Source organism: Cohnella candidum, from assembly GCF_003713065.1.
GTDB lineage: Bacteria > Bacillota > Bacilli > Paenibacillales > Paenibacillaceae > Cohnella > Cohnella candidum.
In genome coordinates, this window is the sequence record NZ_CP033433.1 from 26383 (window position 1) to 47245 (window position 20863).

At 55.6% G+C, this 20863-nt stretch carries 17 protein-coding genes and 1 pseudogene; 16 read left to right on the forward strand and 2 right to left on the reverse strand.

The features are described from left to right. Nucleotides 1-16 precede the first annotated feature (16 nt). The 16 genes from csaA to EAV92_RS24320 all read left to right on the forward strand — a co-directional run bounded on the left by csaA (nucleotide 17) and on the right by EAV92_RS24320 (nucleotide 19555). Nucleotides 17-346: a chaperone CsaA gene (gene csaA, locus EAV92_RS00080; protein WP_123039210.1), complete on the forward strand. Its 330-nt coding sequence runs from the start codon at nucleotides 17-19 to the stop codon at nucleotides 344-346. Between the two features lie 83 nt (nucleotides 347-429). Continuing rightward, nucleotides 430-996: a dihydrofolate reductase family protein gene (locus EAV92_RS00085; RefSeq protein WP_123039211.1), complete on the forward strand. Its 567-nt coding sequence runs from the start codon at nucleotides 430-432 to the stop codon at nucleotides 994-996. Continuing rightward, the gene (locus tag EAV92_RS00090; RefSeq protein ID WP_123039212.1) at nucleotides 993-2186 is read left to right on the forward strand and encodes a winged helix-turn-helix domain-containing protein; all 1194 of its coding nucleotides are present in this window, start codon (nucleotides 993-995) and stop codon (nucleotides 2184-2186) included. Before EAV92_RS00085 ends, EAV92_RS00090 begins: the two co-directional genes overlap by 4 nt. A 153-nt stretch (nucleotides 2187-2339) precedes the next feature. Beyond that, the gene (locus EAV92_RS00095; protein ID WP_123039213.1) at nucleotides 2340-2990 is read left to right on the forward strand and encodes a TetR/AcrR family transcriptional regulator; all 651 of its coding nucleotides are present in this window, start codon (nucleotides 2340-2342) and stop codon (nucleotides 2988-2990) included. Between the two features lie 28 nt (nucleotides 2991-3018). Further along, nucleotides 3019-3387 carry a DUF4180 domain-containing protein gene (locus tag EAV92_RS00100; RefSeq protein WP_123039214.1) on the forward strand — a complete coding sequence of 123 codons (369 nt, stop codon included), beginning with the start codon at nucleotides 3019-3021 and terminating at the stop codon, nucleotides 3385-3387. A gap of 7 nt (nucleotides 3388-3394) precedes the next feature. Beyond that, nucleotides 3395-4078 carry a formylglycine-generating enzyme family protein gene (locus EAV92_RS00105; protein WP_123039215.1) on the forward strand — a complete coding sequence of 228 codons (684 nt, stop codon included), beginning with the start codon at nucleotides 3395-3397 and terminating at the stop codon, nucleotides 4076-4078. Nucleotides 4079-4310: 232 nt separating this feature from the next. Beyond that, complete coding sequence (locus EAV92_RS00110; RefSeq protein WP_123039216.1) at nucleotides 4311-5339, forward strand: LacI family DNA-binding transcriptional regulator; 1029 nt, start codon at nucleotides 4311-4313, stop codon at nucleotides 5337-5339. A 97-nt stretch (nucleotides 5340-5436) separates the two neighbouring features. Further along, the gene (locus EAV92_RS00115; RefSeq protein ID WP_123039217.1) at nucleotides 5437-6792 is read left to right on the forward strand and encodes an ABC transporter substrate-binding protein; all 1356 of its coding nucleotides are present in this window, start codon (nucleotides 5437-5439) and stop codon (nucleotides 6790-6792) included. Nucleotides 6793-6927: 135 nt separating this feature from the next. After that, on the forward strand, nucleotides 6928-7821 hold the full coding sequence (locus EAV92_RS00120) for a carbohydrate ABC transporter permease (RefSeq protein ID WP_123039218.1): 894 nt from the start codon (nucleotides 6928-6930) through the stop codon (nucleotides 7819-7821). After that, nucleotides 7811-8638, forward strand: a complete 828-nt coding sequence (locus EAV92_RS00125; protein WP_123039219.1) for a carbohydrate ABC transporter permease — start codon at nucleotides 7811-7813, stop codon at nucleotides 8636-8638. The genes EAV92_RS00120 and EAV92_RS00125 overlap by 11 nt, the downstream gene beginning before the upstream one ends. Before the next feature lie 27 nt (nucleotides 8639-8665). Further along, nucleotides 8666-9751, forward strand: a complete 1086-nt coding sequence (locus EAV92_RS00130; RefSeq protein WP_123039220.1) for a Gfo/Idh/MocA family protein — start codon at nucleotides 8666-8668, stop codon at nucleotides 9749-9751. Beyond that, nucleotides 9748-10491 (forward strand): ThuA domain-containing protein, encoded by a 744-nt coding sequence (locus tag EAV92_RS00135; protein WP_241158388.1) that lies wholly within the window; start codon nucleotides 9748-9750, stop codon nucleotides 10489-10491. Before EAV92_RS00130 ends, EAV92_RS00135 begins: the two co-directional genes overlap by 4 nt. 133 nt (nucleotides 10492-10624) lie before the next feature. Further along, nucleotides 10625-12013 carry an MATE family efflux transporter gene (locus EAV92_RS00140; protein WP_420888838.1) on the forward strand — a complete coding sequence of 463 codons (1389 nt, stop codon included), beginning with the start codon at nucleotides 10625-10627 and terminating at the stop codon, nucleotides 12011-12013. A gap of 38 nt (nucleotides 12014-12051) precedes the next feature. Continuing rightward, complete coding sequence (locus EAV92_RS00145; RefSeq protein ID WP_123039222.1) at nucleotides 12052-14079, forward strand: putative bifunctional diguanylate cyclase/phosphodiesterase; 2028 nt, start codon at nucleotides 12052-12054, stop codon at nucleotides 14077-14079. 115 nt (nucleotides 14080-14194) lie between these two features. Continuing rightward, a complete protein-coding gene (map, locus tag EAV92_RS00150; protein WP_123039223.1) occupies nucleotides 14195-14941 on the forward strand; it encodes a type I methionyl aminopeptidase in 747 nt (248 codons plus the stop codon). 552 nt (nucleotides 14942-15493) lie between these two features. Then, nucleotides 15494-19555 carry an OmpL47-type beta-barrel domain-containing protein gene (locus EAV92_RS24320; RefSeq protein ID WP_164472566.1) on the forward strand — a complete coding sequence of 1354 codons (4062 nt, stop codon included), beginning with the start codon at nucleotides 15494-15496 and terminating at the stop codon, nucleotides 19553-19555. Nucleotides 19556-19618: 63 nt separating this feature from the next. On the opposite strand, the pseudogene EAV92_RS00160 reads toward EAV92_RS24320, so the two are convergent. Both EAV92_RS00160 and EAV92_RS25165 read right to left on the reverse strand, forming a co-directional pair. Continuing rightward, nucleotides 19619-20419 (reverse strand): annotated as a pseudogene (locus EAV92_RS00160) (IS3 family transposase); the annotation flags it as partial. Next, entirely contained in the window at nucleotides 20374-20769 is a 396-nt protein-coding gene (locus EAV92_RS25165) for a helix-turn-helix domain-containing protein (protein ID WP_123039224.1), read from the reverse strand. The gene EAV92_RS25165 and the pseudogene EAV92_RS00160, both read right to left, overlap by 46 nt. Between the last annotated feature and the right edge of the window lie 94 nt (nucleotides 20770-20863).

The window sequence follows — 20863 nt, forward strand, 5'->3', positions numbered from 1 at the left end:
AGAAGGAGACTAACAGATGGCTACGATAGATGATTTCTTGAAATTGGACCTTCGCATCGGCACGGTCGTGGAGGCGGAAGCTTTTCCGGAAGCCCGCGTTCCGGCAATCAAATTGAAAATTGATTTCGGGCCGCTCGGTATCAAAGACTCTAGTGCGCAAATCACCAAGAGATATACGCCCGAATCGATGATCGGCCGCCAAGTCGTCGCGGTCGTCAACTTTCCGCCCAGGCGCGTCGCCGGCTTTAAATCGGAGGTGCTCGTAATGGGCGGCGTTCCGGAAGAAGGAGACGTCATATTGTTGAAGCCGGATGAGACGGTTCCGAATGGAACGCCGGTTTCGTGATTCACCTTTCAAGCCTAAGTTATAGTAATTTTCCCTCAAGTGAAGGAAGAGGCTAAATACATAGCAAAATGGGAGGATCCTATATGGGAAAAGTAATCGCAGGCATGACGATGTCTTTGGACGGCTTTATTCAAGACCGTAACGGAAGCGCGCGGAAACTGAGTCCGGATTTTGAAGAACTCCTTGAGGCTCCTTCTTTCAAGGAAATGACCGCTAACACCGGTGCCGTTATTATGGGCAGAAATGTATATGAGATGGCGGATCCTTTTTTGTGGGCGAATGATGATTATGAATTCCAAGTTCCCGTTTTTGTCTTGACGCATACGCCTCCGGCAAGGTATCCCCAGGGAAATGGAAAACTTAGCTTCACCTTCGTAACGGATGGCGTTGAAAGTGCTGTTTCTCAGGCAAAGAAAGCAGCCGGCGATAAGATGGTTCAGATCATCGGCGGCGCAAGCACTATTCAACAGTGCCTGAATTCCGGGCTATGCGATGAATTGCTGATCGATATGATGCCTGTTCTCCTCGGAGAAGGATTAAGTCTATTTGAGAATTTAGACACGGACAAGCTAAAGCTTGAAAGAACGAAAGTAGCGGAAACGACCTCTATCCGAACAAGCATGACATTTAGGATTACGAGGACGATATGATCAAATTAACGAACCGCCAAGCACGGCAATTTTTGTTGCTGAAGCACGGACTGCTGGATGAATACAAATTTATAGGAAAGCAGGGCATATTGGACTTCGTTAGGCAGGCAGGCTGCATCCAATATGATCCCATCGATGTTTGCGGAAAAAATTCCGAACTGGTGCTGCAGTCGCGAATCAAGGGATTTACCAAAGAAATGCTCCACGATTTGTTGTACAAAGATAGAAGTTTGGTCGATTATCCCGATAAGAACCTAGCCATTATTCCTATCGAGGACTGGCCGTATTTCGAGAGGTACAGGCGAGCCGCCCGGCAGCATGCCGAACACTATCCGGAAATGCAGGCTTTGACAGAGCAAGTACGGGCTCATATCCACAAACAGGGTCCGATAAGTTCGGATGATATCAAATTGGATGCGAATTTCTCTTGGCGGTCGGCGATCCACTGGAGCGGCGGAAACAATACATCCCGTTCGGTACTGGAACAGATGTATTCGACAGGCGAGTTGATTATCCACTACAAAAAAGGCACGCGAAAATACTATGACATCGCAGGAAAGTATATACAGGCTAGTTTGCTGAATACTCCAGAGCCATTGCCTAGCGAGCTTGAGCATCTAAAATGGCGGGTATTGCGTCGGATTGGTGCTATTGGCCTTTTATGGAACCGCGCATCCGATGCTTGGCTGAACATATGGGGACTGAAATCGGACGAGCGTAACGAGGTTTTCCGTCAGTTATTGAACGAAGCTAAAATATTTGCTGTTGCCGTTGAACAAATGAAGGATACGCTGTATTGCTGCATGGAGGACTTGCTGCTTATTGAAGCTGTCCTCAAAAATCCAGAACTGAAGCCTCGCTGCGAATTGATCGCCCCGCTTGATAATTTAATATGGGATAGGAAGCTGATTAACGAATTATTCTGCTTTGATTACACGTGGGAGATTTACACGCCGGTTATCAAACGGAAATTCGGGTATTATGTTCTGCCTCTATTATACGGAGAGAATTTCATCGGGCGTGTCGAGGCAATCGCGGAGCGAAAAACAAGGAAGCTTGCCGTTAAAAATATCTGGTATGAGAACGGTGTAAAGCCAACAAAGAAGCTGCAGACAGCCTTGGACGAATGTCTCGAAAAGTTTGCGATATTCAATGGGTGTGAGACGATTTCGATCGTTGAATCGAATTGACCAGCACCGAAAAACAGTAATCGAAACGGCACCCCTTCTCGAGGTACGATAGGGGGTGCTTCTTTTTCTTTTGGGTTGACAATATGGAAAAACCTGCATACACTTGTTTTATTCCGACTGTTCAGTATAAATAAACAAGGTGGATCCGAAAACATGCCCAAGCTAGGAATGGAGCCCAAACGCCGAGCGGATGTCATCAACGCCACGTTGACTTGTATCAGCCGATACGGGATCGACGGCATGACGCTTGATAAGGTGGCTGAGTATGCGGGATGCTCCAAAGGGGTCGTCACGTATTACTATCGGAACAAAGATCACCTCACGGTGGAAGCCTTTAAGTCTTTTTTGGCCTATTACGGAACGAAAATCGAATCGGAACTCGAGCGAACGATGACGGCCGCGCAGATGATCGAGGTCACGCTGAAGCATATTCTGCCTCCATACCATGACGACGCCGAGAGGAGCATCAATGTTTCGCTGCTGGATGGAATCGAGAGGATGTACATCTCGTACCAAGACCAAGGCAGGTTGTTCGTGCAGTTTTTCTCTAAAGCGGCACTGGATCCTCAACTGCAGGAAGTCGTATCCATGAGCTATTCGAGGGATCTCCATGGGATCGCGAAAATCTTCGAATATGGCAGCAACACGGGGCAGATGTCCGCTGAAGATGCGCACAGTGCCGCTTACGGGCTGCTCGCCATGGTCGTCGGGCTCAGCTTTTTCAGAGTGGCGAACATTCCGGCCCGGAATGGCGAAGATAACCGGTATGTTTGCGAAATGTATGTCCGAAGATTCATGAAATGATGATTATAGGCGGATAAGGAGGATAAGGATGAAAATCGCGAAAGTAGAAGCAGGCGGGAAAGACATTGCCGTCGTAAGCGGCGATGAGGTGTTGGTGACGGACGTTCAGTCGGCGCTGGATTTGATGGCTACGGTGCAGTACGAAACGGGTTGCGACCGTATCGTGCTCGACAAAGCGCTGGTAAGCGAAAGTTTTTTCGACTTGAAAACGCGCTTGGCCGGCGAAATCCTTCAGAAGTTCATCAACTACCGGGTGAAAGCCGCTTTTGTCGGTGACTTCTCCGGATATGGCAGTCAAAGTCTTCGGGACTTTATTTATGAATGCAATCACGGAAACGACTTTTTCTTCGTGCCGAACGAGGAGCAAGCGATTGAGAAATTAAACGCGGCGAGATAGGAGGCGGATGAAGACGAAAACGGAACTTTTTCTGGCCGATTCCGACATGGTGAACATTCCCGCCGGCGATGTCCATCTCAGAGACGATCGGATCAAGAAGGCCTGGACTGCCAAGGTGGAATCATTTTGGCTGGCGCCGATCCCGGTGACGAATTCGTTCTATCGCAAGATCATGAACGGGGTGGTTGAACCCCATATCGAAGCCGATGTCCCCGTGGTAAACGTTTCATGGGGAGATGCCGTGTTATTTTGCAACAAGCTCTCCCTGCTCTCGGGATTGAGGGAATGCTACTCGTTTCACCGGGACGGGGAAAGCGTTATATGCGATTGGGAGGCAGACGGATACAGGCTTCCAACGGAAGCGGAATGGCAGTACGCATGCAAAGCGGGAACGGGCGGCTATCGTTATGGCGAGTTGACTGACATCGCTTGGTACCGGGACAATTCCGAAGGCAGGGTGCGCGACGTCGGCCGGAAACTCCCGAATGCATGGGGACTCTACGATATGTTGGGAAACGTTTGGGAATGGTGCTGGGACCAATACGATGCCGAAGTGTACGGTTCCTATCGCGTTTTCAGGGGAGGAAGTTGGGCGGAAGAAGCGAGAGGGTGCGGGGCGACTTGCCGTCGCCGCAGCCATCCGACGTTCCGGATTGACGATCTCGGCTTTCGTCTCGCCAGATCCCGTTAGGACGTTAACGAGATTACGGAAATACATATACCATGAAAGAGGCGAGGCCCTGCGGTCCGCCTTTTTTCGTTTTTCATAGTTAATCGGTTAATATAATTAACCCATAATAACAGTAAAATTATGCTTGTAATCGCTTTATTTTCGTCTTATAATCGCCTCATAAGGTTAAGCGTTTAAGTAATCATCACCAACCCATAACACGAATCGCGAATAACTCACAGTAGGTGAACCCATGAAACGTATCACGATCCGGGACGTGTCCGAAAAGGCAGGCGTATCGACAGCCGCCGTATCTTACGTATTGAACGGCCGGTTGGGCAAAGTGTCACAGGATACCGTACGGAAAGTCAGGCAGGCGGTTGAAGAGCTGGGCTACATCCCCGATTTCTCCGCGCGCAGCTTGGCCAGCAACCAATCGAAGCTGATCGGCGTCGTCATTCCCCAAACCGAAGACCAGAAGCAGCTGCTGCTGCAAAATCCGTTCTATTCGGAGCTCGTGTGCGGCATTGAAGCCCGGCTTCGCCAGTCGGGTTACCACATGATCCTCTCCGGCGTCGACAAAGGGGAAGGTTACCTCGACATCTCGATGCAGCGCAATCTGGACGGAGCGATCATCATGGGCATTTACCAGGAAGCGTTTTACGAGGAACTGAAGAAAGTAAACCTGCCCATCGTGCTGATCGACAGCTACATCCATGACAGCTACTTCCACGTCGTCGGGATCGACGACGAGCTGGGCGGGTACATGGCGACGAAGCATCTGATCGACAACGGCCACGCGAACATCGCGCTTGTCACGGGCTCCATCCGCAAAGACGGCGTCGTGGAAAAACGGTTCCTCGGTTACAAAAGGGCGCTGAAGGAGGCGGGGCTGTTCTACAATCCCGATTTTGTATTCGAGCAATCGGTCACCTACGAATACGGGCAGGAGGCGGCTCGTGAAATCCGGGACCAATTTCCGCAGATCACGGCCGTATTCGCAACGAGCGACATGGTGGCGTTCGGCTTGTTGTCCGGCTTCGCGGATGCGGGATGCTCCGTACCCGAGCAAGTGTCGGTCATCGGCTTCGACGACATATCGATGGCGCGGATGTGCCACCCGCCGCTGACCACCATTCGCCAGGATATCGTGGGTCGCGGGGTCATGGCCGCCGAACGGCTGCTTCAGTCGATCGCGGGTGAAGAAGAGAGCACTCACACGGAACCGACCATCATGCCGCTTAAGCTCATCACCAGGGACACGGTGCGGAAACTGAACTGAATCGATTTGACTCGGCGGGGAGGTGGTTGGGCGACTTAATGCCCGCAAGATTGGAATCGGAAGGCAAAAGCTCAACATTCAGAAGGAGAGGGTTCGAATGTTCAAAAAAAGCGGGGCCATTCTGCTGTTGATCGGCATGCTTACGCTGAGCGCCTGCGGTTCGGGCAAGGGGAACGGGAACGACACGGCAAGCAGCCAAGCGCCGTCCTCGCCATCGGCTTCCCAATCGGAATCCGCATCGGCGTCGCCGTCGGCGGAAACCAAAGATCCGGTTAAGCTGAAGCTGCTTACCTATACGGCTTCGGGGCAAGAAGAAACGCTGAAGTCGATGGTCGATGCGTTCCAATCGGCGAATCCGGACGTCAAGGTGGATTACGAAGTCGTTCCTTACGCCGACTACACGACGAAGTTGAATACGCTGCTCGCGAGCGGAAGCGCGCCGGATTTGTTCGAGCTCGGCTACGAGAATTTCCGGGCGTACGCGGCCAAAGGCCAGCTGCTTGACCTGACGCCGACGATCGCGGCCGACACCTCGTTTAAGCCGGACGTCTACAAGAAATTGGCGTATGACGCGTTCAACTACGACGGCAAACAGATGGGCGTGACGGAAAGCTTTTCCGATGTCGTGCTGTTCTACAACAAAGACCTGTTCGACGCCAAAGGCCTGAAGTACCCGGATGCCTCGTGGACGTGGAAGGAAGAGTTGGAAGCCGCCCAGAAACTGACCGACGCGGACAACGGCGTATGGGGCACGTACGCACCGCTTCAATTCTATGAATTCTACAAAACGATCGCGCAAAACGGCGGCGGCGTATGGGATGCGAGCGGCAAGCCGACGATCAACAGCCCGGCGAACGTGGAAGCGCTTCAGTGGATGATCGACAAAGCCGGCAAATACAAAGTGTCCCCGGCGCTGAACGACGATACGTTCAACCAACCCGACGCCGACCTGAACGCGTTCGCGGCCGGCAAGCTTGCCATGGCGCGGTTCGGCATCTGGAACTTCGCCAAATTCGCCAAGGAAGCGCAATTCAACTGGGATATCGCGCTGGAGCCGGGCAACAAGCAGAAGGCGCACCATTTCTTCGCGGACGGACTCGTCGCCTCGAAGGATACGGCCAACGCCGAAGCCGTTTGGAGATTCATGAAATTCTACACCAGCGATCCTGCCGCGGTAAGCAAGCGGATCGAAGCCGGCTGGAGCGTACCGGCAGTCGCCGACGATGCGGTGATGGACGCGTATTACAAACAAACGCCTCCCGCGTCGAAGAAGATCGTCACGGAGGCGCTGGATTCGCTCGTCCTTCCGCCGGTCGGACCGAAACCGGAATTGTGGAACGAGTTTACGGCTGCGGTTGGAGAAGAGCTGGATAAAGCGAAGCTCGGACGTTCAACCGCTCAGCAGGCTCTCGACGCCGCCCAGAAGAAGGTCGAAGAATTGCTCGCCAAGTAATACGGAATCGAACGAACGGAATTCCGGTTTATCCAGCCTTCACGCGGGCTGCTTCCGGACCGGGGCTTGAGAGGCGTACCGGTCCGGATCCCGCCTCTATTATAACGGCACTCCCGAGAGAAAGGAACATGCGGAATGGCAGGACAGCGCAAGTGGAGCCGCAGGCTCGCCGCCCTCGTATTTCTTCTGCCCGCGCTGGCAGGTTTGCTGGCCTTCCAATTGCTGCCGATGGTTTCTTCGGTCGTCATCAGCTTTACGGATTGGGACATGATCGCGAAGTGGACGGACATGCGATTCATCGGGTGGGACAATTATGCCGCGGTGTTCCGCGAAGAGAAATCCTACACGTCCCTGAAGAACGTTTTCGTGTTCCTCATCGGCTACATGCCGCTCGTGACGGCGCTCGGCACCTTCCTGGCGGTCCTGTTGAACCGGAAAATCCGGGCGATCAAGCTGTACCGGGCCGCGGTGTTCGTTCCCGTCATTACGTCCTGGGTCGCCGTCTCCATCGTATGGCGCTGGCTGCTCAACGGACAGAGCGGGCTGATCAATTTCCTGTTGTCCAAGATCGGCATCCACGGCCCGATATGGCTGCAGGACGACACTTGGGCCATGGTCTCGATCATCGCGGTGACGGTCTGGAAAGACATCGGATTCGTCTCCGTCATTCTGCTCGCGGGTTTGCAGGACATTTCCGAGGACTACTATGAGGCGGCGGAGCTCGACGGCGCGTCGGCTTGGCTGAAATTCCGGCGCATCACGCTCCCGATGCTGTCGCCAACGCTTTATTTCGTGGTTACGATTTCGCTTATCAACTCGTTCCAGCTGTTCGACCAGGTGTTGATCATGACGAACGGCGGCCCGGCGGGCGCCACGAGCACCCTCGTCGAGCAAGTGTACAAGAACGCCTTCCAATTCAACAAAATGGGGTTCGCCGCCGCGCAGTCCTGGGTGCTGTTCGTCATCATTTTCGCGGTATCGATGCTCCTGCAGCGGCTGCAGCGGAGGTGGGTCGTCTATGAGAGGTAACGGATTAGCGCTGAAAAACGGGTTGACCCACTTGGTATTGGCCGCGGTATCCGTTGTACTCGTCTTTCCCTTCGTTTGGATGCTGACGGGGGCTTTCAAAAACGGTTTGGAAGTGGTGAAGATGCCGCCGCGGTTTCTTCCGTCTCATTGGAATTTCGATAACTTCGTCCGAATCGAGCAGTTCTTTCCTTTATACCGTTTTTTGCTCAACAGCACGGTGGTCGCCGTCGCGACGACCCTCCTGCAAATTATCGTTTGCGCAATGGCCGCATATGTATTTGCCAAAATCCCGTTCAAAGGCCGCCAAGGCGTATTCCTGCTGTTTCTCACGACCATGATGATCCCGGCGCAAGTGACGCTCGTGCCGTTGTTCATTCTTTTCGCCAAAACGAATTTGATCGACACCTATGCAGGCCTGATCCTGCCGGGCATTTTCAGCGCCTACGGCACGTTTCTGATCCGCCAGCACATGCTCACCGTCCCCAATGAACTGCTCGAAGCGGCATTCATCGACGGGGCGTCGTATTACCGGGTATTCCGCAGCGTCATGCTGCCGCTCGTGAAACCGACGCTGGCCGCGCTGACCGTTTTCGCCTTCATGAGCTCGTGGAACAACTTCCTGTGGCCGCTTATCGCGGTGAACAGCAAGGAGCTCATGACGCTGCCGCTCGGCCTTAGCAAGCTGCAGGGCCGCTGGTCGACGGAATGGGACGTTCTGATGGCCGGCAACGTGGTCAGCTTCGTTCCGATCTTCGTCGTCTACTTGTTCGCCCAACGTTATTTCGTGAAGGGTATGACGATGACCGGTATCAAATAAGCATACGAACAAGAGGGGGCAACCGACATGTTGAAAAAGGTACGGCTCGGTCTGATCGGATTGGGCGGTATGGCTTCCGTCCACACCGAGCAGATTCTGAAACTGGAAGAGGTCAGCCTTGCGGCGATTTGCGACAACGATGCCTCCAAGGTCTCGCAATGGGGCGAGCGCCTTGGGATTGATGAATCCATGCGGTACACCGACCCTGAAAGGCTGATCGCGGATTCGGACGTCGATGCGGTGCTGTCCATCACGCCGAACCATGTCCATTACGACATCATCCGGCTCTGCCTGATCCACGGCAAGCCGATCATGACGGAGAAGCCGTTCACCCGGACGTACGAGGAAGCGAAGGCGCTGATGGAGCTGGCCGCTCAGCATGATACTCCTTGCATGGTCGGCTTCTCTTACCGGTACGTTCCTTCGTTCCGCATGGCTCGTGACTTGATCCGGAACGGAAGCATCGGCGCGGTGCGCCATGTCTCCATACAATATTTACAGCAATGGGGCGGGCCGTTGTTCGAGACGCCGATGAACTGGCGGATGGACCCGGCTGTCACCGGAACGGGAGTGCTCGGCGATCTCGGCTCGCATATGGTCGACGCGGCCCGGTTTCTCGTCGGCGAGCCGGTCGAGCTCTCCTCGCTGATGAGCTCGCTCATTACCGAGCGCGAAGATCCGGCCACGGGCCGGCCGGTTCCCGTGGACATCGACGATTTCGCCGCGTTCGTCGCGGTGCTGGAGCCGGGCATTCCGGCCGTCTTCCAGACGTCCCGGAACGCGTTCGGCTGCCAGAACGGCTTCGAGATTTCCGTTTTCGGGGACACGGGTACGCTGCATATGAATTGGGACGATGGCGACTTCCTTACTTGGGTGCATCGGAACGAAGAACGCAGCGAGGTCCGCGAGCGAATCGCCGTGCCGGATCGCTATAAGCTGAAGCAAATGCAGGATTTCGTCGATCTGGTGCGGGGAACGGTGCGCGAGGAAACGGCCCTGTTGCGGGACGGTTACCGGAATCAGCGGGTGCTGGAAGCGGTCGTGCGGGCTTCCCGGGAGCGCCGGGCGGTCGCGATCGGCGAAATCGAAGCCGCGGAGGGGGCGGACCAATGATGGGGCGCGCCTCGACAAGAGTGACGATATGGAACGAATACCGCCACGAGAAAGACAATCCGGACGTCGCCAAAGTGTATCCGGACGGCATTCACGAAGCGCTGCGTCAAGGGTTGGCCCCTTATGGCTTCGATTTGGAGACGGCCACGCTGGACGAACCGGAGCACGGGTTAGCGGAAGCAGTGCTCGACCGCACGGACGTGCTGATCTGGTGGGGACACCGGGCGCACGACGAAGTGGACGACCGGATCGTCGAACGGGTACAGGAGCGGGTGCTGCAAGGCATGGGACTGATCGTGCTGCACTCCGGCCATTATTCGAAAATTTTCAAAAAGCTTATGGGCACGTCTTGCGCGCTGAAGTGGCGGGAGGCGGACGAGAAGGAACGGCTCTGGGTCGTCAAACCGACGCATCCGATAGCGGCGGGGCTGCCGGAATATTTCGAACTGGAGAAGGAAGAGATGTACGGCGAATTCTTCGACGTGCCCGACCCGGACGAGCTGGTTTTGGTCAGCTGGTTCGAGGGCGGCGAGGTGTTCCGAAGCGGCTGTGCCTATCACAGAGGACACGGCAAAATCTTCTACTTCCGCCCCGGGCACGAAACCTACCCGACCTATTACCGCGAACCTGTTCTTCGCGTTATCGCCAACTCGATCGGTTGGGCGTCGGACGCGAGGGGAGCCGCTCCGTGGTACGGCAACGCCGCTCCGCTTGAAACGATTCGGCATAAGGACGTTTAAGAGACTGCCAATTGCAACCACAACCCTCTTAAAAGGTTGTGGTTTTTCTCTTTTGGGTTCAGAATGGGAGGAGCATATGCCGGTTAATAACGATTAGTCTCCTCTATCAATCCAAGAAAAGAATGTGATGAGTTTGAACCCGCAACTGGCGAAGGCGCGAACGCTAGGCTTACTGGACAAGCATCTATCGGGCGCATCGATGGATTACCGCAAAGTGATTGCCTTGTTCTTTCCCATCCTGATCGACCAGGCTTTCATCGTCGGATTGAACCTGGTGAACACCTCGATGATCAGCTCCTCGGGAGTGGCGGCGATCAGCGCGGTCAGTATGATCGATTCGATCAACGTGTTCCTGATCAACGTTTTCGTAGCCGTGGCGACCGGAGGGACGGTCGTCGTCGCGCAGTACAAAGGCAGCGGCAACGACGCCATGGTTTCCCGGGCGGCGGCGGGCGCCGTAGCGTCCGTCTCGGCGCTGGCCTTGGGGATCGGCCTTCTTCTCGCGATGTTCCACGCGCCGGTACTGAGTGTCTTGTTCGGCTCGGCTTCACCGGACGTCATCTCGAATGCGAAAGTATACCTCATCGGCAGCAGCACGTCCTACCTGGGGATCGGAATCGTCCAGGCGGTCAGCGGGGCGATGCGGGGAATCGGAAAGTCGAGGGTGTCCCTGGCGCTGTCCTTGATCATGAACCTGCTCTACGTTCTGCTCAACGTCGTTTTCGTTCAAATGCTGCACATGGGCGTGTTCGGCATGGCGATCGCGATCAACATCGCCCGGTATGCCGGAGCGTTGTGCGCGATTTATTACGTCCTCAGGATGGACGTCGCGCTTCATCTCCGGTTAAAGGAGCTTTTTTACGTCCCGCTGTCGATGTTCAAGAAGATCATGACGATCGGGCTGCCGTTCGCGGCCGAGCAGATGTTTTTCAACGGCGGCAAAATGCTGACGCAGGTGTTCATCGTCGGCCTGGGTACGAACGCGATCGCGACCAATGCCATCGGCGGCACGATCGCTTTGGTGTATCAGATTCCGGCCGGCGCGATGTCCCTGGCCATCGTGACCGTCGTCGGCCAGTGCATCGGCGGCCGTAATATCGAGGACGCCCGGAAGTTCATCCGGTCGTTTCTCTGGATCGCGTCGTTCTCGTTCGTTCTGATGACCGCGATCCTGATGCCCTTGTTCCACCCGTTGGCCGGTATTTTTCACCCGCCGGCCGAAATCGTCGACGATATTTTCTGGTTGACGCTCATGAACGCCGTGGCTCAAATCCCGCTGTGGGCGGTCAGCTTCATTCTGCCTGCAGGCCTGCGGGCGGCGGGGGACGCAAGGTTCACCTCCGTCACGTCGATGCTCTCCATGTGGCTGTTCCGCGTGGTTCTCGGCTACGTGCTGGGGATCGTTTTCGGCTTAGGCGTCATCGGGGTGTGGCTGGCGATGAACTGCGAGTGGGGCGTGCGCGGCGCGATCTTCCTGTGGCGGTTTCGTGGGGAAAAATGGTATCGGCATCAGCTCGTTTGATGTAAAATGGGGTTACTTTACCTCGAAGGGCTGACAGCATGGTTCAACTTCACGTCCATTATAACGGCTGGGTCGTCTTTTTATCGTACGTCATCGCCGTTCTCGCATCCTACTCGGCCTTGGTGGCCGCCAGCAAAATCTATCGCGCCGAAGGTAGAATCCGGTCCGCTTGGCTCGCGGCCGGTTCTTTCGTTATGGGCTGCGGAGTCTGGTCCATGCATTTCGTCGGCATGCTGGCGATGCACGTCGGCGTGCACGTCCATTACAATCTCGGGCTGACGCTGCTCTCCGGATTCGCCAGCATTGCCGCCTCCTATATCGCTTTCCGAGCGACTTTGCGTGAAGAAGTTAACCTTCTAAAACTCGGGGGCGGCGGTTTCTTCATGGGCATGGGGATCGTGATCATGCACTATACCGGGATGGCCGCCATGCAAACGGACGCCGTCATCTCGTACGAGCCTTGGATCTTAGCATGTTCCGTCGCCGTCGCTTTGGCTGCGTCTTACGCCGCCTTGTATTTATTCCGGCTTTTTCGCTTCGCTCCCGATTTCAACGTCTGGAAAATGGCCAGTTCGCTCGTCATGGGAGTGGCGGTCTGCGGCATGCACTATACCGGAATGGCTGCGGCTCGGTTTCAGTCGGACTCGGCCGTACCGGGCGGAGGGTCCGATTTCGATCCTTATCTGCTCGCCGCCGTTTCCGTGATCGCCTTGGTGATCGTCGGAACGCTGATCGGCGCTTTGTTCTTTGACCGTAACGTGCTCGAGCGCATGGCCTATCTGGACTCCCTGACCTCCTTGCCGAATCGTCACGGCCTCCACCGTTATTTCGAAGGCCGGTTTTCCGCCGCGAATGGGGGAGCCGTGCTCTTCATCGACCTGGATCGCTTCAAAACGGTCAACGATACGCTGGGGCACGACGTCGGCGATCTGCTGCTTCAACAGCTTGCGGAGCGTCTGCGGGAGACGATCGCGGGCGAAGAGAAGGCCGAGCTGTTCCGTCTGGGGGGCGATGAGTTCCTTCTCGCATGGGGGGAACCCTCCGTAGAGAAGGTCGAGGCATTGGCGGTCCGTATCTTGCGAACGTTAAAGCAGCCTTTTGTCGTCAACGAGAATGTCCTGTACATGACGGCGAGCATCGGCATCAGTCTCGCTCCCGCCCACGGAACGGAACGCTCCGCTTTGATGAAGGCGGCGGATACGGCGCTGTACCGGTCTAAGGCAGCCGGTAAAAACCGTTACTGTATTTACGACGAGAACATGGAGCGGGAGCAATTCAGGCGCCTCGAGTTGGAGCGGGATTTGCGCAAAGCCTACGCCGAAAGGCAGTTTTTCGTCGTTTACCAGCCCAAATGGGATTCCGTTTCCGACTGCTTGTCCGGCATGGAAGCCCTTCTGAGGTGGAGACATCCGCAGCTCGGCATCATCTCGCCGATGGAGTTCATTCCGATCGCGGAAGAGTCGGGATTGATCATTCCGATCACGGAATGGGTCATTGACGAAGTGTGCGGCCAGAACCGGAAGTGGCGCGAGACGGGGGTCGCTTCCGTCCCCGTATCGGTGAACATGTCGCGGCGAATGTTCGAAAGCGAGGATTTATTCGAGGTGATCGCGGCATCCTTGGAGCGTTATCGGCTGCAGGGTTCGACGCTCGAAATCGAAATCACCGAATCCGTGGCCATGAATAACTCGGTGGACGTCGTCGGGCAGCTGCAGCGGATACGCGCACTCGGCGTACGGGTATCCATGGACGATTTCGGAACGGGCTATTCTTCGCTGGGATCCTTGGACGAAATGCCGGTGGACATTTTGAAGATCGATCAAGTGTTTATCCGCAAAAGCAATATCCAAACGAAAAGGGCCATCATCAGCAACATCATCGCCATCGCCCGCAACCTGGAACTCGAGGTCGTGGCCGAAGGCGTCGAAACGAAAGAGCAAATGGAGTTCCTTCAGGCGAGAGGCTGCCGTCTTATTCAAGGTTACTATTACGGCAAACCGATGCCTCCCGAGGAATTCGGCCGTTGGCTGGATCAGCGGACGATGATCGGTACCGAGGGACGTTGAGCGGCTTAGCGCCGTATAATGTGGTGACCGATCGCCCTGGGCGGCGGTTGAATCAAGCGAACGAAAAGGGTTATGCTTGTACGGCAGAGATTATAGGAAACTCGGGTGAAAACGAATGATCGTCATCAAAACGCGTGAACAAATCGAAAAAATGAGAAAGGCCGGCGAAATCCTGGCTGCGTGCCATCGCGAAATCGCCGGTATGATCCGACCGGGACTGACGCCGCTCGAAATCGACAAGTTCGTCGAGCGCTTCCTTGCGGAGCACGGCGCCACGCCGGAGCAAAAAGGGTACCACGGCTACCCGTTCGCGACTTGCGCTTCCGTCAACGACGTCATCTGCCACGGGTTCCCGGACGAACGTCCGCTGAAGAACGGGGATATCGTCACGATCGACATGGTGGTGAACTTGGACGGGTGGCTGGCGGATTCGGCTTGGTCCTACGCCGTCGGCGAGATTTCGCCGGAAGCGGATAAGCTTCTTCGCGTCGCGAAGGAAGCTTTGTATATCGGGATCGAGAAAGCCGTCGTCGACAACCGGATCGGGGACATTTCGCATGCGGTCCAGAAGTTCGCGGAAGAACAAGGCTATTCCGTCGTGCGCGAATTCGTCGGCCACGCGATCGGCCAGAAAATGCACGAAGAGCCGCAAGTACCGCACTACGGACCGGCCGGCAAAGGCCCGCGGCTGAAGGAAGGCATGGTCATCACGATCGAGCCGATGCTGAACACCGGCGTATGGCAGAGCAAGCTGGACGCCGACGGCTGGACGGCACGTACGGCGGACGGCGGACTGTCCGCGCAGTATGAGCACACGATCGCCATCCTTCCGGAAGGCCCGCTCATTCTCACGCAGCAATAATGGGAGCTTGACCCCAGCCCCTGTGGATCAACCGGCAGTTCTTAACCGGTTTGGAACGCGGGGGTTTTTCGTTGTGTGCATTCCATCGTAACGGAACCCAGCGACCTTATTCCTTTCATACGAGTCCATTCGAGAGACTAACGGAACACTACGCCGTTATTCCGCAATTTCGATACTTAATCTTCGCCAAATACGGACAATAGCGTCGCTGAGTTCCGTTAGATTCTAAAAATGCCCTTTTTCCCGCGAATAACGCTTTTCAGTTCCGTTAGCTCCCGAGAACCAAGCCGCGCAGCGAGAGAAAAGATTAGTAATCCGCGGGAGAGCGCATCGGACGCCCCGATTGAACCGAAAAACGCACAAAAAGTCGCGATTTTCTAAATACTTTCGAAAATGCCGTCTTTACAATGGAGGTTGTTGACGCTAGAAACCACGGTGGAAGGAGGGTATTGAGGAAGCGAATCGTGAAACGGTAATCGGATCCTGTCGTGTTCGGAAAACGCTGTCAAGAATCTTATCCTTTCGTACCCATCATTGGAGGTCGATCGAACGATGAAATTCCGGAAAGCGATCAGCATGGCCATCATTACCGCATGGATACTCAGCCTGTTCGCGGCATCCTTCGCCGTCCGCGAACCCGCTACGGCAAGCGCGGCGGAGCCGGAAGTCACGCATGGACTCAAAGGCGAATATTACACGAACTCCGGTCCGCCCAATTTTAACTTCGGAACGTTAAAAGCGACCACGCTCGACCCGAACTTGGATTTCGGCAGCTTGGAAAGCGTCTTTCAGATGCTGACGGGTCACGTCGATCTCGTCAACGTCAGATGGACGGGTTCGATTCAGCCGGATTTTACCGAGAATTATACCTTCTCGATGATCGGCGATAACGGCTTCCGTCTCTGGATCGACAATCAATTGGTCATCGACCACTGGGTGGACGATTGGGACAAGGAGCAAGTGAGCAAGCCCATTTCGCTGATCGCGGGGCACAAGTACGATTTTAAAGTCGAGTACTTTGAAAACTGGGGCGGCTCGAACCTGCACCTGAGCTGGTCCAGCCCGAGCGTGCCCAAGTCCCCGATCCCCACGGAAGCTTTCTATCCACCGGAGGGATTCAAGCACGGCGGGACGGTTTCCGTGGACGGAACGCAAGCGGAAGTCGATCTCGGCGGCAGCGTGAATCCGCTCCCGGTCGGGCTGCTGCAGCACGTGAACGTCAAGGTGATGGGACAGAATTGGCCGATCGCTTCGGCCGCTCTGAAGCAGGGAGACGACAGCAAACTGGTGCTGACGTTCGACTATCCCGTTTACTCCAAGGACGTGTGGCTCGTGTTCGCGGATTATGACGGGAACGGCGGGCTTCAATACGCGGACGGCAGCGCGGTCGGGGCGTTCAGCAAATCCTTGGTAAACAAATCAACTTACCAGATCACGACGCCTTGGGCCGAACAGGTGACGAAGGACAACGTCCTGCCGGAGTATCCGCGTCCCCAGTTGGTCCGGAGCCGATGGGAAAACCTGAACGGCGAGTGGGAATTCGAGCATGCGGAAGCGGGAGAGGCTCTTCCGGCCGGCAGAACCTTGAATGAGAAAATCCTCGTTCCGTTCGCCGCGGAATCCAAGCTGTCCGGCATCCAGAGAGTCGAAGACGAAATGTGGTACAAACGCTCGTTCACCGTTCCCGCGGATTGGAGCGGGCAGCGGGTGAAGCTGAACTTCGGCGCCGTCGATTACCTGGCGACCGTGTACGTGAACGGCCATCTGGCCGGCAGTCACAAGGGAGGCTACACTTCCTTCAGCTTCGATATTACCGATTACTTGGTGAGCGGTTCGAACGAGCTGATCGTCCGCGTCACGGATAAAACCGACGTCGGCGAAGATCAAGCCGTCGGCAAACAGACCGTTAAAAAGCTCGGAGGCATCTGGTACACGTCCGTATCGGGGATCTGGCAGACGGTATGGCTCGAGCCGGTCTCGCAGGCCCATATCGAGAAGCTGGACATGACGCCGGACATTGCGGGTGGGCAGTTGAAGCTGAACGCGGTGGCCGCCGGGGCGGAAGGGCTGACCGTTCATGCCGTCGCGAAGGCGGGCGGCCAAGTGGTGGGCGAAGTGTCGGGCCCGGCCAATACGGAGCTGCGGCTTCCCGTTCCGAATGCGAGGTTGTGGACGCCGGACGATCCGTTCCTCTACGATCTGGAGGTTACGCTGCAGAGCGGAGCGGTTGCCGTCGATAACGTCACGAGCTATTTCGGCATGAGGGAAATCAAGCTCGGCGTCGTGGACGGCGTGACAAGACCGCTGCTGAACGGCGAGTTCGTGTTCATGATGGGACCGCTGGATCAAGGGTTCTATCCGGACGGCATTTATACGGCTCCGACGGACGACGCGCTCAAGTTCGACCTGCAAACGGTGAAGCGGGTCGGCATGAACACGGTCCGCAAGCATATCAAAGTGGAGCCCGCGCGCTGGTATTATTGGGCCGATAAGCTCGGCATCCTTGTCTGGCAGGATATGCCCAGCCTGGAGGACCGCCAGGGCAACCACGGCACCGATATTTCCCAAGCGGCTAAGGATCAGTGGCTGAAGGAATACAAAGAAATGGTCGACCAGCTGCGCAGCGTGCCTTCCATCGTCGAATGGACGGTTTTCAATGAAGGATGGGGACAATGGGATCAAGGCGGCCCGCAGACGAGAGACGCGACCGCATACGTGAAGAGTCTGGATCCGACCCGTCTGATCAACCAGGCGAGCGGCTGGTGGGATGCCGGTACCGGCGATCTCATCGACATGCACTCCTATCCGGCGCCGGGGTCCCCGAAGCCGACGGCGCAGCGCGCCGCCGTGCTCGGCGAATATGGCGGTCTGGGCCTGCACGTGCCGGGACACGAATGGAGCCCGCTCGTCTTCTCCTACCAGCTCATGAACAGCAAGGAGGAGTTGACGAACCGGTACATTCAATTCATCGACAGCTTGAAGCAGTTGAAAAACAACTCCGGCTTAAGCGCCGCCATATATACGCAGATTACCGACGTGGAATACGAAATCAACGGCCTCCTCTCTTACGACCGTAAGGTGGAGAAAATGGATTTCGACGCGATCGCCAAGGCTCACCGGGAGCTCATCGGTACGCTGAATATCGGGGACTTGGACCGCGAAATGTGGATCGCGGAGGATCTGATCGGACGGGCGCAAACCGGCGATCAGGGAGGGCAATATCCGCAAGCCGCGGTGAACGCCTTCCGGTCCGCGATCGATGCCGCCATCGCCGTCCGCGGCGACGCGCAGACGACGCCGGCGGGAATCAAGTCGGCCATCCTGGCTTTGACGAATGCCCGAATCGCCTTCCTCGGCCAAGTCCACGATCCGATTCCGAGGAGCGCCCAAGTGGATGCTTTCGATTCCCCGGTTTTGAATCCGGATTGGACGGTATATCGGCCGGATAACTCGAAGTGGAGTTTATCCGCGAACCCGGGACATTTGACGATTCAAACCTTGCAAGGGGACAGCCACGAGGGCAGCAACAATATCCGCAACGTCTTCCTGAAGAACACTCCTGACGGCGACTTCATCGTTACGGCCAAAATATCCGCGCCGGTCGGAAAGAACTTTCAACAGGCAGGCTTGTTCCTTTGGCAAAACGAGGACAATTATGTCCGGTTCGCTCACGTGTGGGATACGGTGGGAGGAACCGGCAAAACGCTGGAGACCGCCTACGAGTTGAACGGACGGTACATGAAGCCGGGACATGCGGCTCCCCATCCCGGACTCGACACGGTTTATCTCCAAGTGAAGAAGGAAGGCAACGTCTACACGACGTATTTCTGGGACGGCGCGGCTTGGAAACAAGCGGCTGATCCGGTTACGGCGGATCTGAAGGACTTGAAGATCGGCTTGTACGCCTTCTCGGCCTTGGACGGCAGCTCCATAACGGCGGACTTCGACTACTTCGCGGTTGCGCCGGTTACGCCTCCCGACGTTACGGCGCCGGTCACGACGGCAACGGTTCAGTCGGAACTGCCGCAGAGCCCGTCCGGCTGGTATTCGTCGGACGTAACGCTGACGCTTACCGCATCCGATGAGGAGTCGGGCGTTCAGTCGACGGAATACCGGACGAACGGCGGGGATTGGCAAACGTACTCCGCACCGGTCACGCTGACTTCCGAAGGCGTTACGACCTTCGAGTACAGAAGCCGCGACCGCCAAGGCAACTTGGAGGAAACGAAGGCTCTGACCGTCTCGATCGACAAGACGGCGCCGGTGTTGAAGCTGGCCGTCGATCAACCGGTCCTGTGGCCGCCGAACAACAAGCCGGTTCCCGTTCACGTGACGGCAGAACCCGCGGATTCGGGGTCGGGCGTCGATCGCGTCGTGCTGAAATCCATCACGACGAATGAGTCCGAGCAAGACGGCATCACGAAAAAGGAACCGGACGTCGACGGGGCTGAGTTCGGCACTCCGGATTTCATCTTCAGCTTGTTGGCTTCCAAGAACAAGCGCGGGCAGGAACGGGTATATACGATCACTTACACGGTTACCGACAAAGCCGGCCATTCCGCGGACGCGTCGGTAGAGGTTAGAGTCGCGAATCCCTCCGGGCAAGACAGATAAAGGAAAGCGCGAACCTCCTCCCTTCTGGTCAAGACCCCTTTTAGCGGACACTAAAGAAAAAGCCTACCCGACAAGCTGGCGCCGGTATTGAACCGGAGTCAGCTTGTTCAATTTTCTTTGCGGTCGACAATGATTGTAAAAGTGGATGTACTCATCAATTCGCCTTTGTGCTTCTTCAAAGGTTCGAATATCATAGGGGTAGAGCCCTTCCGCTTTCAAATGCGAGAAGAAGCTCTCCATGGAGGCATTGTCATAACAATTGCCTCGGCGAGACATGCTGATTTGGGCGCCAACCTTTGGCAGCATGTCGTGGTACTTGTAGGACGTGTACTGGGTTCCCTGATCGCTGTGAACGATCAGACCGGTCACGTCCTTCTCCGTTTCGAATGCCTTTGCGAATGTCTGCAATACAAGTTCCGTGTCATTACTCTCACTTATATGGTGAGCGACGATTTCGTTCTGGCATAAGTCTTTTATGGCGGAGAGGTACAGCCAGGAATCTCCAACTCCATACTGCGTAATATCGGTGACCCATTTTTGGTTCGGTGCATCTGCCCGGAATTGGCGATCTAAGATGTTTCTTGCTACTCGGTCGCCTATGTTCCAAGTCCGGCTGTACGGACGGTACTTGCGGCGAATTTTGGAGCGAAGTCCCATCCCTTGCATTAACCGCAGTACTTTCTTGTGATTGATCCAGATACCGTGATCCTGGTGCAGGAAAAGCTGAACTTGCCGGTAGCCGTAAATCCCTTTGTATCGCTCAAAGGTGGCACGAACTAACTGCTTTGCTGCTTTATCCTTATCCACATCCATCCGCTTTACATATGCGTAGTATCCGCTTCGGGAAACGCCGACTTCTTTACAGAGCTCTGCGACGCTAAAGCTTTCACGGAGCTCGTAGACGAGCCTATACTTCTCTGGTACACCTCCGCCTTCGTAATGGCCAACCACTTTTTTAGGACGGCATTCTCCATCTCCAAACGCCGTACATAGCGATCTTCATCGACATACTCTTTCCGTTTCCCACGGTGATCCATAAGCCCGTACTCGCCCATCTGCTTGTAGCGTCTCATCCATACTTTTAGTCGAGTAATATCCTCGATTCCGAGTACCTCTGCCACTTTCTGTTTTGTCATTCCTTGAAGTCGCATTTCAATTGCTTTCTTCTTCGTTTCGAAGCTATACGTAACAAATTTTTGCCCCTTCTTCGCCATGACGAAAAGCACCCCCTATAGTTTTCATCGGTTTAACACCAGGGTGTTTTTCCAATGTCCACTATAAGGGGTGCACTTCATTCCGGGGAGGGGG

What these genes read in the sequence shown, in the direction of transcription:
- csaA (WP_123039210.1), top strand. Translation starts at nt 17, where the DNA reads ATGGCTACGATAGATGATTTCTTGAAATTGGACCTTCGCATCGGCACG.
- EAV92_RS00085 (WP_123039211.1), top strand. Translation starts at nt 430, where the DNA reads ATGGGAAAAGTAATCGCAGGCATGACGATGTCTTTGGACGGCTTTATT.
- EAV92_RS00090 (WP_123039212.1), top strand. Translation starts at nt 993, where the DNA reads ATGATCAAATTAACGAACCGCCAAGCACGGCAATTTTTGTTGCTGAAG.
- EAV92_RS00095 (WP_123039213.1), top strand. Translation starts at nt 2,340, where the DNA reads ATGCCCAAGCTAGGAATGGAGCCCAAACGCCGAGCGGATGTCATCAAC.
- EAV92_RS00100 (WP_123039214.1), top strand. Translation starts at nt 3,019, where the DNA reads ATGAAAATCGCGAAAGTAGAAGCAGGCGGGAAAGACATTGCCGTCGTA.
- EAV92_RS00105 (WP_123039215.1), top strand. Translation starts at nt 3,395, where the DNA reads ATGAAGACGAAAACGGAACTTTTTCTGGCCGATTCCGACATGGTGAAC.
- EAV92_RS00110 (WP_123039216.1), top strand. Translation starts at nt 4,311, where the DNA reads ATGAAACGTATCACGATCCGGGACGTGTCCGAAAAGGCAGGCGTATCG.
- EAV92_RS00115 (WP_123039217.1), top strand. Translation starts at nt 5,437, where the DNA reads ATGTTCAAAAAAAGCGGGGCCATTCTGCTGTTGATCGGCATGCTTACG.
- EAV92_RS00120 (WP_123039218.1), top strand. Translation starts at nt 6,928, where the DNA reads ATGGCAGGACAGCGCAAGTGGAGCCGCAGGCTCGCCGCCCTCGTATTT.
- EAV92_RS00125 (WP_123039219.1), top strand. Translation starts at nt 7,811, where the DNA reads ATGAGAGGTAACGGATTAGCGCTGAAAAACGGGTTGACCCACTTGGTA.
- EAV92_RS00130 (WP_123039220.1), top strand. Translation starts at nt 8,666, where the DNA reads ATGTTGAAAAAGGTACGGCTCGGTCTGATCGGATTGGGCGGTATGGCT.
- EAV92_RS00135 (WP_241158388.1), top strand. Translation starts at nt 9,748, where the DNA reads ATGATGGGGCGCGCCTCGACAAGAGTGACGATATGGAACGAATACCGC.
- EAV92_RS00145 (WP_123039222.1), top strand. Translation starts at nt 12,052, where the DNA reads ATGGTTCAACTTCACGTCCATTATAACGGCTGGGTCGTCTTTTTATCG.
- map (WP_123039223.1), top strand. Translation starts at nt 14,195, where the DNA reads ATGATCGTCATCAAAACGCGTGAACAAATCGAAAAAATGAGAAAGGCC.
- EAV92_RS24320 (WP_164472566.1), top strand. Translation starts at nt 15,494, where the DNA reads ATGAAATTCCGGAAAGCGATCAGCATGGCCATCATTACCGCATGGATA.
- EAV92_RS25165 (WP_123039224.1), bottom strand. Translation starts at nt 20,769, where the DNA reads ATGGCGAAGAAGGGGCAAAAATTTGTTACGTATAGCTTCGAAACGAAG.